At 74.6% G+C, this 14808-nt stretch carries 12 protein-coding genes; 1 reads left to right on the top strand and 11 read right to left on the bottom strand.

Translation table 11 applies throughout. The features are described from left to right. Positions 1–3: 3 nt before the first annotated feature. The 11 genes from AOK09_RS02025 to AOK09_RS02075 all read right to left on the bottom strand — a co-directional run bounded on the left by AOK09_RS02025 (position 4) and on the right by AOK09_RS02075 (position 13579). Positions 4–1050: a Gfo/Idh/MocA family protein gene (locus AOK09_RS02025; RefSeq protein ID WP_055585341.1), complete on the bottom strand. Its 1047-nt coding sequence runs from the start codon at positions 1048–1050 to the stop codon at positions 4–6. A 160-nt stretch (positions 1051–1210) separates the two neighbouring features. Continuing rightward, the gene (locus tag AOK09_RS02030) at positions 1211–2404 is read right to left on the bottom strand and encodes a glycosyltransferase family protein (protein WP_055585342.1); all 1194 of its coding nucleotides are present in this window, start codon (positions 2402–2404) and stop codon (positions 1211–1213) included. Between the two features lie 92 nt (positions 2405–2496). Next, entirely contained in the window at positions 2497–3342 is an 846-nt protein-coding gene (locus AOK09_RS02035; RefSeq protein ID WP_217698364.1) for an ABC transporter ATP-binding protein, read from the bottom strand. Further along, a complete protein-coding gene (locus tag AOK09_RS02040; RefSeq protein WP_079062644.1) occupies positions 3320–4210 on the bottom strand; it encodes an ABC transporter permease in 891 nt (296 codons plus the stop codon). The genes AOK09_RS02035 and AOK09_RS02040 overlap by 23 nt, the downstream gene beginning before the upstream one ends. Further along, complete coding sequence (locus AOK09_RS40670) at positions 4203–4850, bottom strand: hypothetical protein (protein WP_169796983.1); 648 nt, start codon at positions 4848–4850, stop codon at positions 4203–4205. Before AOK09_RS40670 ends, AOK09_RS02040 begins: the two co-directional genes overlap by 8 nt. After that, complete coding sequence (locus AOK09_RS02050) at positions 4847–6553, bottom strand: glycosyltransferase family 4 protein (RefSeq protein WP_055585346.1); 1707 nt, start codon at positions 6551–6553, stop codon at positions 4847–4849. Before AOK09_RS02050 ends, AOK09_RS40670 begins: the two co-directional genes overlap by 4 nt. Before the next feature lie 100 nt (positions 6554–6653). Next, complete coding sequence (locus AOK09_RS02055; RefSeq protein WP_245687071.1) at positions 6654–8063, bottom strand: glycosyltransferase; 1410 nt, start codon at positions 8061–8063, stop codon at positions 6654–6656. 194 nt (positions 8064–8257) lie between these two features. Beyond that, a complete protein-coding gene (locus AOK09_RS02060) occupies positions 8258–9385 on the bottom strand; it encodes a DegT/DnrJ/EryC1/StrS family aminotransferase (protein ID WP_055585347.1) in 1128 nt (375 codons plus the stop codon). Positions 9386–9555: 170 nt separating this feature from the next. After that, positions 9556–11184 (bottom strand): glycosyltransferase family 4 protein, encoded by a 1629-nt coding sequence (locus AOK09_RS02065; RefSeq protein WP_055585348.1) that lies wholly within the window; start codon positions 11182–11184, stop codon positions 9556–9558. Continuing rightward, positions 11181–12473, bottom strand: coding sequence for a glycosyltransferase (locus AOK09_RS02070; protein ID WP_217698365.1), 1293 nt, complete (start codon positions 12471–12473; stop codon positions 11181–11183). The genes AOK09_RS02065 and AOK09_RS02070 overlap by 4 nt, the downstream gene beginning before the upstream one ends. An 8-nt stretch (positions 12474–12481) precedes the next feature. Beyond that, positions 12482–13579 carry an ATP-dependent DNA ligase gene (locus AOK09_RS02075; RefSeq protein WP_055585350.1) on the bottom strand — a complete coding sequence of 366 codons (1098 nt, stop codon included), beginning with the start codon at positions 13577–13579 and terminating at the stop codon, positions 12482–12484. A gap of 76 nt (positions 13580–13655) precedes the next feature. Between AOK09_RS02075 and ligD the strand changes: the two genes are divergently transcribed. Then, positions 13656–14675 carry a non-homologous end-joining DNA ligase gene (gene ligD, locus AOK09_RS02080; RefSeq protein ID WP_055585351.1) on the top strand — a complete coding sequence of 340 codons (1020 nt, stop codon included), beginning with the start codon at positions 13656–13658 and terminating at the stop codon, positions 14673–14675. Positions 14676–14808: the final 133 nt, after the last annotated feature.

The following is a 14808-nucleotide window of genomic DNA, read 5'->3' on the forward strand; positions in this document are numbered from 1 at the left end:
CGGTCAGGCCGGCTGCGGCTCGTCGAGGAGCCGCGGCCGTACCGGCACCGTGGCCCGCCGCTGCGCCGACTCCAGGACCGCCGCCGACACCTCCACCGTACGCAGTCCCTGACGGAGCGTCACAATGTCTCCGGGTTTGCCCTCGACGGCGTCCCGGAACCGTTCGTGCTCCACCAGCAGCGGTTCCCGTTTGGGGATGGCGAAGCGGACCATGTCGCCCTCCGCGACTCCGCGGAAGGCCCGCAGCGCCTCCCACTCGGTGGTCACCGCGCCGTTGGCGTAGAAGGTGAGGTCGGCGGTGAGGGTGTCCGCCACGAAGCAGCCCCGGGAGCCGGTGACCGCGGCGAAGCGCTCCTTGAGCGGGCTCAGCCAGTTGACCAGGTGGCTGACCACGGTGCCGTCGGAGAGCTCCCCGACCACCGCCACCATGTCCTCGTGCGGTCGGCCGCTCTTGCTGACCGTACGGGCCGCCACCGAGCTGTAGTCCTGGCCGGTGACCCAGGCGGTGAGGTCGATGTCGTGGGTGGCCAGGTCCTTGACCACCCCGACGTCCGCGATGCGGTGCGGGAACGGCCCCTGGCGGCGGGTCACCACCTGGAAGACCTCACCCAGCTCCCCCGCCTCCAGCCGGGCCCGCAGCGACTGCAGCGCGGGGTTGAACCGCTCGATGTGCCCCACGCCCGCGACCAGCCCGCGTGCCTCGAAGGCGTCCACCAGCCGCTCCGCGGCCGCCACCGAGTGGGCCAGCGGCTTCTCGATCAGCGCGCAGACCCCGTTGGCGGCCAGCTCCAGGCCGACCGCCTCATGGTGCGCGGTGGGGCAGGCCACCACCGCGTAGTCGATGCCCAGCGCGACCAGCTCGGCGACGCTGTGCAGCACCGGCACGCCGCGGGCGGCCCCACTGCGGTCACCGGCCGGGTCGACGGCCGCGACCAGCTGCACACCGTCGAGGCCACTGAGCACCCGGGCGTGGTTGCGGCCCATGGCGCCCAGCCCCACCAGGCCGACCCGCAGCGTTCGGCGCCCGGCGGTCCGGGCGGGGCCGGTCATCGCAGGCCCGTTCTCGGGGCGGCGCCGGGGCCTCCGCGCGCCGCGGGGATCAGGTGCCGTTCTCGCCCGCGCATCGTTGCCTCCTCCATCGGTCGTGGACGGTGCTTGTCGAAGATCTGCGGCCGTACGGGCGGGCGCCCGTACGGCCACCGCGGCAGGCTCAGGCCGCCTCCGCGGGGTCGGGCAGCGGATGCAGGCGGGCGGCGGCGAGCAGCGCGGCGACCGCCCCGGCCAGCCGGTCGTAGGGGCTGGCGTGCCCGCGGTGGTCGTCCGACCAGCGCACGGCCCCCGCGCGGCAGCGCTCGTACGCCGCGCGGCGCTCGCCCGCCCAGCCGGACAGGATGCGGGCGGCCTGCTCGGCGCCCTCCGCCACGGTGCCCGCGCCGCAGCCCCGCACCAGCTCGGCCGCCCGGGGCAGCGGGCTGGTGAGCACCGGCAGTCCGCAGGCCAGGTACTCGTAGACCTTGGACGGTATGGAGTCGACGAAGGCCGGGGTGGTCTCCAGCAGGGCCAGTCCCACCCAGGCCCCGGCCGCCAGCTGCCAGGCCGCCTGCGGCGGCATCCGGCCGTGCAGCCGGACCCGGGCCGCGGCGGGGCTGCCGCGCTGCCACTCCCGCAGCCGGTCCCGGTCGGCCGCCGCCACCGGGCCGACCAGGTCCAGCTGCCAGTCGGGCGCCGCCTCCACGGCGGCGAGCATGGTCCACAGTCCGCGGCTGCCGCGGATGTCCCCGACGTACAGGGCGCGGGGCACCGGGCCCGGCGGCTGCGGGGCGGGCAGCAGCCGGAACTCGGGCAGGTTGCGGACGACCATGCGGCGGGCGGCGGTGTGCGGCGGCACATGCTCGTCGGCGACCACGGTCAGGTCGGCGTGCCTGCTGAGCCGGGTCGCGGTGTGGGTCCAGACGCGGGCGGCGGCGCCGGCGGGGCCGCGGGCCCAGCTGCGGTCGCGCAGCAGCGCCTGGTAGTCCTCGTGGACGTCCACCACCAGCAGCCGGCGGCCGCCCGGCAGGGTGCGGTGCAGGGCGCGGCGCAGCCGGGCGGCGGGCACCAGGTCCGGGTCCAGGGTGAGCAGGACCCGGCCGCGGGCCCTGGCGGGCAGCAGCAGTGCGTGCAGGCCGCGGCGGGTCAGGCCGCCGGCCTCCAGCGGCCGGAAGTCCACTCCGGGAGGCGCGTCGGCCGCTGTGCCGCGGGCCAGTACCTCCACGGTGAGTCCGGCCCGGCGCAGGGCGGCGCAGTGCCGGTGCAGCCGGGCGTCGGCGACATGGTGGCCGCTGGTGATCAGGGAGACGTCGACGGGGGCGGGCAGGACGGCGGGCCGTCCGCCGGGGACCGGGGGCTCTGCGGTAGGGCTCATGGGTGTCGCACCGCCTGGACTCGCTACTGCGCTGACTCCCGTGGGACCGGCTGGTGCCGGGCCGCGCCGGGGCGGGCTCGGGGGTGGTCGGGTCAGACGTCCTCCAGGACCACGGCGTCCTCGCCGACCTCCTGGAAGCGGATGTAGGCGGCGGTGACCTCCTCGGGGTCGCCGCGCATCATCACCCGGCCCCGGTGCAGCCAGACGCAGTCGTCGCACAGCTCTCTGATGGTGGCCACGGCATGGCTGACCAGGAAGATCGTGCGGGCCTGGGCGACCAGCTCCTGGATCTTGTCGTAGGACTTGCGCTTGAACTTGGCGTCGCCGGCCGACAGTGCCTCGTCGATCAGCAGCACATCCGGCTCCATATGGGTGGAGACGGCGAAAGCCAGCCGTCCGTACATGCCGGAGGAGTAGGTCTTCATGGGCATGTCGATGAAGTCGCCGAGGTCGGCCCAGTCGGCGATCTGCTGGTAGCGCTTCGCGATCTGACGGCGACTCAGGCCTGCGGCGAGTCCGCCGAGGACGACGTTCTCCCGTCCGCTGAGGTTGCCGTTGAAGCCCACGCCCAGGGCGAGCAGGGTGCTGATCCGGCCGTGGACCTCGATCTCCCCCGAACTCGGCGGCAGGATCCCGGCGACCGCCCGCATCAGGGTGGACTTGCCCGCCCCGTTGGCGCCCACCACGCCCAGCACGCTGCCGTGCGCCACCTCGATGCTGACGCCGCGCAGCGCCTTGACCTCGCGTACCAGGTCGCGCCGCCCGGAGGGCCTGGTCAGCCGGTAGCGCAGGGTGTTGGCCCTGGGGTCGCGCGGTACCCGGTAGGTGATGTGGACGTCGCGGACCTGCACCGCCCAGGTTCCCCCCGCTCCGGGGGGAGGCGGGGCGGCCGGTCCGGTTCCGGCGGCGACCGTCTCAGAGGCGGACAGCGAACTCACGCTCCCTCCACAGGAAGACCAGGATCCCGACGAGGAACGCGCCGGCTCCCCAGCAGCCGCCCGTCACCAGCCAGCCCGGGTGGGCGAAGCGGCCGCGTACCAGGGCGTCTCCCCAGGTGCCGAGCATCGGGGACAGCGGGTTGAGGGAGATCAGCAGCGCCTTGTTGCCGCCCCTGGCCTGCTGGTCCTCCAGGGCCCAGAGCACCGGCGACAGAAAGAGCCAGATCCTGATCACATAGGGCAGGAAGTTGGCGAAGTCCCGAAAGTAGACCTGCACCGTGGCGGTCAGGAACCCCAGCCCCGCCCCGAACAGCGCCAGGCACACGAAGGCCGGCAGCGCCGCCAGCATCGGCCAGCTCCAGGGCAGCCCCTCGACCTCGTGCACCACCAGGAAGACCACCATCGAGGGCAGGAACCGCATGAAGGCGATGACGATCTGGGTGATCGGCAGCAGCAGCCGGGGAAAGGAGCTGTTCATGATCAGCCGGCTGCTGCCGATCACCGACCCGGCGCACTGGCCCAGGCACGCGGAGAAGAAGTTGAAGGCGAAGAGTCCCGCCAGCAGCTTGGCGAAGTAGTCGGGCTGGCGGGCGCCGGTGCCCAGGATGTCCACCAGCACGTAGTAGACACAGCCCAGCAGCAGCGGGTTGAGCACCAGCCACAGCTGCCCGAAGAAACTGGTGTAGTTCTGCGCCCGCAGCGTGCTGCGGGCCATCTCGTGGACGAACTGCCTGCGCTCCCACAGCTGGCGCAGATACGCCGGGACATGCGGCAGCCCCGCCCGCCGGGCCTGGAAGAGGTGGTGCTCCAGCGGACGGTCCGGCACCACCCGCGCGGCCGCCCGCCGGTCCGCCGTGGTGTCACTCATCGCGTCGCCCTCCCCCGCCGGAAGCCGCCGCAACCGGCTGATCCTCGTACAGCGCCCGGTCCAGGCCCAGCGAGACCGCCAGCCGGGGGTGGCGGCGGCCCAGGTGCCACGCCGTCGGCACGGCGTGGGTGTCGTACGCCACCACCCGCTCGGTGGTCTCCGACACCAGCTGCTCCCCGAAGTGACGACGGGCCACCCGCCACATCAGCCAGGGACGCACCACCCGGTAGCCGCGGATGAAGAACCGGTGGTGGAAGGTGTCGGCCAGCCGGGTGTGCAGCCGGGTCACCAGCCCGACCCCGAGCTCCAGGGCCCGCCCGCCGTCGGGCCGGCGGTAGTGCGGCTCGGCCGCGGCCCGCAGCAGGCCCAGCGCCTTGCGCGGGGCCCGGTAGACCAGCAGCCGCTCACCGCGCGGCAGCGGATGCCGCCCCTCGCCCTCGCGCAGCGACCACCGGCGCACTTCCGCGGGAAGCCCGGCGGCCTCCCAGGGCTGCGGGTTGACAGTCAGCAGGTCCACCGCCACGCCCCTGGCCAGCAGGAACTCCGCGTCCTGGCATACCCCGGCCACCCCTCGGGTGTTCAGCGCCAGCAGCAGCACCCGCCGGGGGGCCGCGGCCGGCTGCCTCCTCCCCGCGCTCATCGGACCGCCTCCCGCACCCCGGCCCCCGCCGGGGGCTCCACCGGCCGTCCGGACGACGGCCCCTCCGGCTGCGCGTACGCGCCCCGCTCCACGCACCACCGCATCGGCAGCTGCGGCTCGGACCGGGCCAGATGCCAGGCGAAGGCCACGGCGGGAGCGTCGCAGACCACCACCCGGCCGATCACCGGGTGGGGGCCGCCGCCCAGCAGCCCGCGCAGTCCGCGGCGGGCCAGCCGCCACAGCAGCCACGGACCGAGCGGACCGTCACCCGAAGGCAGCCGCAGCACCCCCACCCGGGGGTCGGCCGCGGCCGCCTCCGCCACCTCCCGGCGTGCGGCGGCGACGACCACCGGTACGCCACGCTCCGCCAGCCAGGCGGCGTCCGCCACCACGGCCCGCAGCCGGGTACCGCCCAGGGCCAGCAGCAGCACCGTACCTTCCCCGGACGGGCCGGACGCGCCGCCGGGAACGGCCCGGGAGGAGAGCCCCGGCCAGGCGTCAGGGCCCGCGCCACCCGGCCGTCCGCGGGACACGGCGGCAGCGCTGGGGACCGCAGGGGCCGGCCCCGGGGCGGTGGGCCCGTAGACCTCCGCCAGCTCCGCACCGACCTGGGCCAGGCCGAAGCGCTGCTCCACCGCGGCGCGGGCCCGCACCGGGTCCAGCCTCTCCACCCCGGCCACCAGCTGCCGGTAGCCCTCCAGCAGCGGCCCGGGTCCGTCGGCGACGTCCACCAGCCGGCCCGCCACCCCCTCCAGTCCGGCCATCGTCTGCTCCGGTCCGCCGCAGCGGGTGACCAGCACCGGCATACCGCTGGCGACCGCCTCCACGACCGTCATACCGAAGGTCTCGAAGCTGCTCGGGTGCACCAGCAGATCGTGCTGGTGCATGATCGGGAAGACCTCGTCCGGATCCACCGGCCCGCGCACCACGACCTGTCCGGCCACCCCCAGCTCGGCGGCGCGCCGGCGGACCGCGTCCGCGTCACCCGGCCCCACCAGGGTGAGTTCCAGCGCGGGGTCGTCGGCCACCGCCGCGGCGAAGGCGGTGAGCAGCAGTGGCACCCCCTTGGCCGCGACCAGGTTTCCGACGAAGAGCCAGCGGCGCAGCTCCCGCACCCGGGCCGGCCGCCGGGGGATCGCCGCCACATCCACCGCGTTGGGCACGACCCTGAACTTCTCCGCGTGCTCGGGGAAGGACTGGGCCAGCCGCTCCCGGAGCCACGGGCTGACGCACAGAAAGGCGTCCGCCCGCTCCACGACCTCGCCGTAGAGCCCGCGGGAGGCCGGCTGGCGCAGCACGGCGGGCAGGAAGGAGGCGTGTTCGGTCACCACGACCCGCGCCCCCGGCCTGGCCAGCCGGCACGCCGCCCAGCCCCCGTAGATGCCGGTGTGCCCATGGACGACGTCGGCGTCGATGCGTCCGCCGGGGAGCACCGCCCGCAGCGCGCTCTCATGAGCCCGCGCCCACTCTGCGTACTGCGCGGGCGGCCGTACCGGCACCGGCACCCTGGTCAGCCGCCAGCCCTCGGCGGTGGTCTCGGGCACCACCGGCACCCGTCCGCCGCCGGGCGGCCCGGCCATCCGCTCATAGGCGGTGCGCACCAGGTCGTGCCGGAACTCCCCGCCCGCCGACGGCCAGTCCTCCCCGTTGAGGACCTCCACCTCGGCGAAGCGCGCCGCCACCGCGGCGGTGGCGGTCCGCACAAACGATCCTGCATGCGGACGCTGCGGACACGGGTACCAGGGCGTCACCACGGCCAGCCGTGCGGCCGGCTGCCGCCGGTGCGGTCTGCGATCCCTGCGGTCAGCGGCCACCTGCGATCCTCCTCAACCGCTCCTCGAACGGCGCCAGCGTCGCCTCCCGGGTGAACCGCTCGGCGTGCGCCGCCGCCCGCTCCACCTGCTCCGGCCGCAGCTCCAGCGCCGCCCGCCCGGCCGCGACGAACGCCCCCGCCACCGACCGCGCGTCCAGCCTGCCGCCGGAGAACCAGAGCGGATGGCCGCGCAGCACATCCACAGCGGCATGGTCCGGCCGGTGCACCGACACGATCGGTTTCCCGGTGGCCATGTACTCGAAGACCTTGCCGGAGGTGACATAACGCGCACCCCCCGCCAGGAACACCACCGCGTCCATCTCCCCGTACGCGGCCGCGACCTCCGCCTTGGCCACCGGGCCCCGGTAGTGCACCCCGGACCGCTCACCGCGCTCCGGCATCCGCTCCAGCAGCGGACGGGCGCTGTGGGCGAAGAACCCCAGATGGCCGTGGAGATGCAGTTGGGCACCGGCCAGCAGCGGGTCCCTGCGGGCCAGCTCCCAGGCGTCGAACAGCACCTCCAGCGGCAACTGGTCGGTGAGGGTCCCGAGGTAGCCGAACCTCAGCGGACGCCCGGCCGGGCGCTCCCGCCAGCGCGGCCGTCCCAGGATCTCCGGCTCCCAGCCGTTGTAGACCACCCGGGAGCGCCCCGCCGCGAACGGGTAACGGTCCGCGTACCACTGCCGGATGGGCTCGTTGACGTGCACCACCTCGGCCGCACCGCGCAGCACCCGGCGCTCCCACGCCCAGGCGCTGCTCCCCGGTTCGAAGCCCGGCTCGCCGGTGAGCGGACTGAACGCCCAGGGGTCGCGGTAGTCCAACACATAGGGGACGCGCAGGGCACGGCCCAGCGCCCACGCCCCCGCGAAGGACGCGAACGGATTGCCGGTCGCCAGCACCAGGTCGAACGGCCGGGCCAGGTGCAGCCGCACCGCCCGGGCCAGCAGATGCGGCAGCCAGGTCGCGTAGTGCTCGGGGAAGACCCGGCGCTGCGCCCACCTGTGCCCCGCGCTCACCAGGGTGGGGAAGTGCGCCCGCAGCGGACCGAACCGGCGGATGTCGCGCTCCCAGCGGAAGTAGCCCATCCGGGGCCGCTCCACCGCGACCGCCGGATGGATCCGGGCCTCCAGCGAGGGGTCGTGGGAGCGGAGGTAGTCCGAGAAGAACTCACGCGGCGCCGTCGCCACCGTCACCTCCCACTCCCGCTCGGCCAGCAGGTTCGCGGTGGCGAGCGCCCGGTAGACGCCGCTGGCCCGGGTGGGCGGGAAGAAGAACGCCAGATACAGCACCCGGGGCCGGTCCCGGGCGGTGCGGCCCAGCGGGCCGCGCCGGTCCGCCGCGCGGACGACGGCCAGGTCGGGCGGCTGCTTCCGGAGGGTGCCACAGGGTGCCGAGGTCACATCTGAACCGTAGGCAGACCTCCCGCCCGGCCGCCTGTCGAGCACCGCCATCCGGGCTCCGCCCCGCCCCGGCCGGCCGCACCCGCCCGCAGGCGCGACGCGCCGGCGTACGGGGAGGCCGTACGGCCGGCCGGGGACCGGAGGCCGTACCGGACCTGGCGCGAGGCCCTGCGGGCCGGCCAGTCCGGTGGCGGCTAGCCGAGCAGCCCGCCCAGGGAGTTGGCGGCGGCGATGATGCGCTCCAGCTCGGCGGCGGTGAGCGTCGGGTACACCGGCAGCGACAGCACCTCGGCGGACGCCCGCTCGGTCTCCGGCAGGTCCCAGCGCTTCAGCTGCTCACCGTCGTCCCCGCGGTAGGACTTCAGCCGGTGGATCGGCGTGGGGTAGTAGACCGCACTGCCCACCCCCCGGTTGGCCAGTGCCTTCTGCACGCAGTCACGGTCGGGTCGGCCGTTGCCCGGTACCCGCACCGTGTACTGGTGGTAGACGTGGTGGGCTCCGTCGGCCACCTCCGGGGTGTGCAGCCCGGTCAGCCGGGAGTCCAGCAGCTTGGCGTTGGCCCGGCGCTGCTCCGTCCACACCGCCAGGCGGCCCAGCTGCACCCGTCCCACCGCCGCCGCCACATCGGTGAGCCGCATGTTGGCGCCCACCACCTCGTTGACGTAGCGCTGCTCCATGCCCTGGTTGCGCAGCAGCCGCAGGCGGCGGGCGAGTTCGGCGTCCGCGGTGGTGATCATGCCTCCCTCCAGGGAGTGCATGTTCTTCGTCGGGTAGAAGCTGAAGCAGCCCGCGGCACCGAAGGTGCCCACCGGCCGGCCGCCGAGCGCGGCCGCGTGCGCCTGACAGGCGTCCTCGACGACGGCCAGCCCGTGACGTTCGGCGATCGGCATCAGCCCGTCCATGGCCGCGGGATGACCGTAGAGGTGCACCGGCAGCAGCGCGGCGGTACGGGGGCCGACAGCTGCGGCGACGGCCTCCGGGTCCAGGCAGAAGCTGCCGGGCTCGATGTCGGCGAAGACCGGCTCGGCGCCCACCAGCCGTACGGCGTTGGCGGTCGCGGCGAAGGAGAAGGACGGCACCACGACCTCGTCGCCGGGACCGATGCCCAGCGCCATCAGGGTGAGCTGCAGCGCGGATGTGCCCGAGTTGACGGCCACGCAGTGACTGCCGTCGACCAGGGCCGAGAACTCCGCCTCGAACGCCGCCACCTCCGGCCCCTGCACCACGGCGCCGCTGCGCAGCACCCGTACCGCGGCCTCGATCTCGTCATCACCGATCACGGGACGCGCTGCGGGGATCAGCTCTTCGTTCCGCCCGCGCATGCGGCCACCTCCATCGTCGCTGCATGGTCGCGCCGCCGTGGTGCACCGGGACGGCGGGTCGAGGGCGTCCGGTGACGCCTGCGGCGCCGCCACCAGGTTTCCGGACGCCGTTGAACAGGGGGCACTCTCCAGGTGAACGCTCGGCAGCGGGCATCAGGGCCCCGAGGCGGTCACCCCTGCACGGTAGGCAGATCACTCCCCGGTCCGCGCGCGGTGCAGGGCCGTACGGGGCCCGCGCCCCCCGCCCGCCGCCGCTCCCCCTCGGCGGGCAGCGGCCTCAGCCGCAACGCACCGGCGGGCTGCCGGGCGCGGTCCGGACGACGGCCGGTCAGCTCGGCGTAGAGGTCGTCCAGGACGTCCGCCTGGCCGCCCCAAGCGAGACCGGGCAGCGCCAGGTCCGCCGCCCCGCCGGGGGCGTAGGAGCGGCGGTGGCGCACGGGGTCGGCGAGCAGCGCACGGGCGGCCGCCTGGAAGGAGGCGGTGTCACCGGCCCGGAAGACCTCGCCGACGCCCAGGGACCGGGTGGTGCGGGCCATCTCCGCGACATCGCTGCAGAGCACCGGCAGCCGGGCGTGCAGATACTCCAGGTACTTGGTGATCAGCGACAGCTCGTGGTTGGGGCGGTGCAGGATCGGCACCAGCCCCGCGGTGCAGGAGGCGATGTAGGGGACCACCCGGTCGGGTGCGACATAGTCCGCGAGATGCAGCCGCTCACCGACCCCCAGCCGCCGGGCCAGTCCGAGCAGCCCCTCCGCGTCCGGGTCGCCGCGCCGTACCACCAGCACCAGATGGACCCCGGGCAGGCCGGGCAGCGCCCGCACCGCCGTGGCCACCCCGCGCCGGGGTGCCAGACCGCCGCTGTAGAGCAGCAGCGGGACCTCCGGCGGCAGGCCCACGGCCCGGCGCACGTCGGGGCCGCCGCCGGCCGCCGCCGGCTCGGCGCGTACCACGGGTGCGTTGAGCACCACACGGGGGCGCCGGGCCAGTCCGTGGTCCGCCTGCAGGCGCTCGGAGATCGCGGCGGACACGGTGACCACGGCGTCGGCCCGGCGGATGTACTCCCGTTCCACCCCGAGCAGCATCCGGCGGCGCAGCCGGCCTCTGACATCCCAGCGGCCGGGTGCCTCGACCCCTGCCAGGTACTCATGGGCGTCGTACAGCCAGCGCACCGGTTGTGCGGGGGTGCCGAGTCTGGCGGCGGCGCGGGCCCCGATGCCCACCGTGTGGAAGTCATGGGCGTGGATCAGCTCGGGGCGCAGGTCGGCCAGGACGGGGGCGAAGGCCAGTTCCAGGTCGCGGAACCACGGGTTGAGGGCCCGCCAGCCGCCGTTCCGGTCCACCGCGCCACGCAGTCCGTCGGCAGCCGTCCGCAGCGGTCCGGCGAGCCGTCCCGCGCCCAGCGGCACCAGCAGACCGTCCAGCCGCGGGTGGGCCGCCAGCCGTTCACGTGCCCGGGCCGTCCGGCTCAGTCGTCCGCTGTGGGGGGCGTCCAGCGCGTCCCAGCGCGCGACGGCGGCCCGCGCGACGGCGTACGCGCGGCGACGCGACCGTGCCCGCCGCAGCGGACCGGCCCGGCCGCGTTCATAGCCGGAGACCGCCGCGCCGACCGGGACCAGCACCACCGTCGCGCCTCCCAGCCGGTAGGCCAGCCGTTCCGCGCCCGGCGCCCGGCCCAGCAGTGTCACCTCCCAGCCCGCCGCCGCCATCGACCAGGCGGCCTTCTGCACCCGGGAGTCGCCCTCCACTCCGTTGGCGACCAGCATCACCACCCGTCCGGGCACCGGACCGCCGCCGCTCACACCGGCTCCCCCGCCGTACGGCGGACCCCGCTGCCCGGGTCTGCGGCCCCGCCGCCGGGGCGGCGCCGCTTCGCCAGCTCCCCGTACAGCGACACCAGGCGCCGGGCGTCCTGCTCCCAGAGCAGCTCGGGCCGGGCGGCCGCGACCGACCGCAACAGGTCCGGGTAGCGTGACCGGGCCCGGTCCAGCGCCGCCGCGAAGGAGGCCGGGTCGCCGGGCCGGTAGAGCTCGCCCAGGTCGTACCGCCGGACCGTGCGCCGCAGCTCCGGCAGGTCGGCGGCGATCACCGGCACGCCGGCGCGGACGGCGTGGAAGAGCTTGTTGGGCAGCGCGAGCCGGTGGTTGTCGCAGCTGTCGGTCAGGGTCACCACCGCCAGGCCGTGGCGGCGCAGCAGCGCGTCCACGGCATCCACCGGGCGGGGTGGGAGCAGCTCCGCCGGTCTGCCGCGACGCCTGGTGAGCCGGGCCGTCCACGACTCGTCGGCCGGGCCCACCAGCACCACCGCCGCCCGGCCTTCGGCTCCGGCCAGCACCGTCTCCAGATCCCGTGCCGCACCGATCCGCCCGGCATACACCACCCCGCCGGGGACTGCGGGCAGCGGTACCTGCACGGGGCCCGGAGCGGGCGGGTTGCCGGGGTCGCCCGCGGCAGCCGGTCCGGCGGGGTGCGCTTCAACGGGTTCCGCCGGTTCAGCCGGTTCAGCCGGAAAGGTGTTGCGGACCACCGTCACCGGTCCGGCCGACCAGCGCTCCAGCCGGTCCGCGATGCCCTCCGCAACGGTCACCACCCCGTCGGCCCGGCGGGTCAGCGCCGCCTCCAGACGGCGTTCGCGCCACCGCTCCAAGGGCACCGGGCGGCCGTGCCGCTGACGGCCAGACCACCACTCATGGGCGTCGTAGACCAGCAGCGCCCCCTGCTCCCCGGCCAGCCGGGCCCCGGCCGGCAAGGTGTTGAAGTCATGCGCATGGACCACGTCGAAGCGCCGGTCCCGCAGCTCCGTCCGTACGGCCGCGGCCCATGCCGACCACACCCGGCGGCGGTGCCGGGGCAGCAGCCACCAACGCGCCACCCGCCACACCCACTCGGGCCGCCGGGCGGGCGACGGCCCGTGGGAGGAGCGCAGGCCCCGTCCCCCCGACGAGGAGCCCACGGTGAACAGAGCCCCGGGCGGCCGCCAGCCGCCGGGCACATCGCGCCCCTGCACATGGACCACATGCCCGGCCGCAGCCAGCGCCCCCGCCTCGCGCACCACCCTGCTGTCATGGGCCACATCCGAGGTGACCAGCATCAGCACCCTCACCGGGCCGCCGCCTGCCCACCGGACCCGGACGGTCCCGCCAGCACGTCCGCCAGATCGAAACCCACCGGTTCCTCGAGCTGGGCGTAGGTGCAGCTGCCCGGCTCGCGGTCCGGCCGCCAGCGGCGGAACTGCGCCGTGTGACGGAACCGGTCGCCCTGCATGTGGTCGTACGCCACCTCGCACACCCGCTCCGGCCTCAGCGGGACCCAGGAGAGATCCTTCTTGCCCGTCCAGCGGCTCGGGGCGCCCGGCATCCGACCGGCCGCGGCGGCCGCCTCGTCGGCCCAGGACGCCCACGGGTGGCCCTCCACCGACTCCATCCGCAGCGGCTCCAGTTCGGCCACCAGCTCCTGTCTGCGGCGCATCGGGAAGGAGGCGCAGACGCCGACGTGCTGCAGTCGCCCCGAACCGTCGTACAGGCCCAGCAGCAACGAGCCGACGACAGGGCCGGTCTTGTGGAAGCGGAAGCCGGCGAGGACACAGTCCGCCGTGCGTTCGTGCTTCACCTTCACCATCACCCGCTCGTCCGGCCGGTATCCCAGATCGAGGGGCTTGGCGACCACCCCGTCGAGTCCCGCCCCCTCGTACTGCTCGAACCAGCGCCCGGCGACGTCGAGGTCGGTGGTGGCGGGCGCCACATGGACCGGCCCGGGAGGGTTGGCGCCCAGCGCCTCCAGCAGCAGACGCCTGCGCTCCACCAGCGGCGAGGCCAGCAGGGACTCGTCGCCCAGGGCCAGCAGGTCGAAGACGACCAGCAGTGCCGGGGTACGCTCCGCGAGCAGACGCACCCGGGAATCGGCTGGATGGATCCGCTCCAGCAGGGCGTCGAAGTCCAGCCGGCCCTCACGGGCGATGACGATCTCCCCGTCCACCACGCAGCGCGGCGGCAGCGCCTCCCGCACCGCCTGGACCACCTCGGGGAAGTAGCGGGTCAGCGGCTTGCCCGTCCGGCTGCCCACCTCCACCTCGTCACCGTCACGGAAGACGATCGCCCGGAAGCCGTCCCACTTGCCCTCGTACTGCATACCGGGCGGGATCCGCGCGGCCGACTTGGCGAGCATCGGCTTCACAGGCGGCATCACCGGGAGGTCCATACCGCGATTCTGGCTCCGGACACTCCGGCACGCTCGTCGACGCGCGCCGGACGGCGGGCCGTCCTACCGTGGCTGGATGGCAGAAGCGCTGCAGCTGACCGTAGGCGAACGGACCGTCCGGCTGTCCAACCCCGACAAGGTCTACTTCCCCGAACGCGGCTGGACCAAGCGGGACGTCGCGCAGTACTACCTGGCCGTGGCGGACGGCATCCTGCGCGCCCTACGGGACCGGCCCACCACTCTGGAGCGCTACCCCGACGGCGTCACCGGGGAGTCCTTCTTCCAGAAGCGGGCGCCGGCCAATCTGCCCGACTGGATCCCGACCGGGCGCATCCGCTTCCCCAGCGGCCGGCACGCCGACGAAATCTGCCCCACCGAGCCGGCCGCCGTCATCTGGGCGGCCAATCTCGGCTGTCTCACCTTCCACCCGTGGCCCGTACGCCGCAGCGACCTGGAACACCCCGACGAGCTGCGCATCGACCTGGACCCACAGCCCGGAACCGACTACACGGACGCCGTGCGCGCGGCGCAGGAACTCCGCGGCCTGCTGGACGAACTGCAGCTGCGCGGCTGGCCCAAGACCTCCGGAGGGCGCGGGCTGCATGTCTTCGTGCCCATCGCGCCGGAGTGGACCTTCGTCCAGGTGAGGCGTTCCGCCATCGCCATCGCCCGTGAACTGGAGCGGCGCATGCCCGACCAGGTCACCTCCGCCTGGTGGAAGGAGGAACGCGGCTCCAAGATCTTCGTGGACTACAACCAGACGGCGCGCGACCGCACGATCGCCTGTGCCTACTCGCTGCGTCCCACCCCGCACGGATCGGTCTCGGCGCCGCTGCGCTGGGACGAACTCGAGGACGCAAGACCACAGGACTTCGACCTGATGACGATGCAGCAGCGCTTCGCGGAAATGGGGGACGTCCATGCCGACATGGAGCGGCACTCCTCCCGGCTGGACCTTGCGCTGGAGCACGCCGCCCGTGACGAGAGCGAGCACGGTCTGGGTGACCTGCCCTATCCGCCGGACCATCCGAAGATGGAGGGCGAGCCGCTGCGTGTCCAGCCGAGCCGTGCGAAACGGAAGCCGTCCACGTCCTGACACTGCCGGGACTGGGCGGGCCGGCGCGACCGCGGTCCTGCAACAGAGCTGAAATGCAGAAAGCCCCGCCCCGGGACCTCACGGTCCCGGAACGGGGCTTCCATCAAAAATCGTTCGGCGGCGTCCTACTCTC

Origin of the sequence: Peterkaempfera griseoplana, assembly GCF_001418575.1 — a bacterium.
In the GTDB taxonomy this organism is placed as follows: Bacteria; Actinomycetota; Actinomycetes; order Streptomycetales; family Streptomycetaceae; genus Peterkaempfera; species Peterkaempfera griseoplana.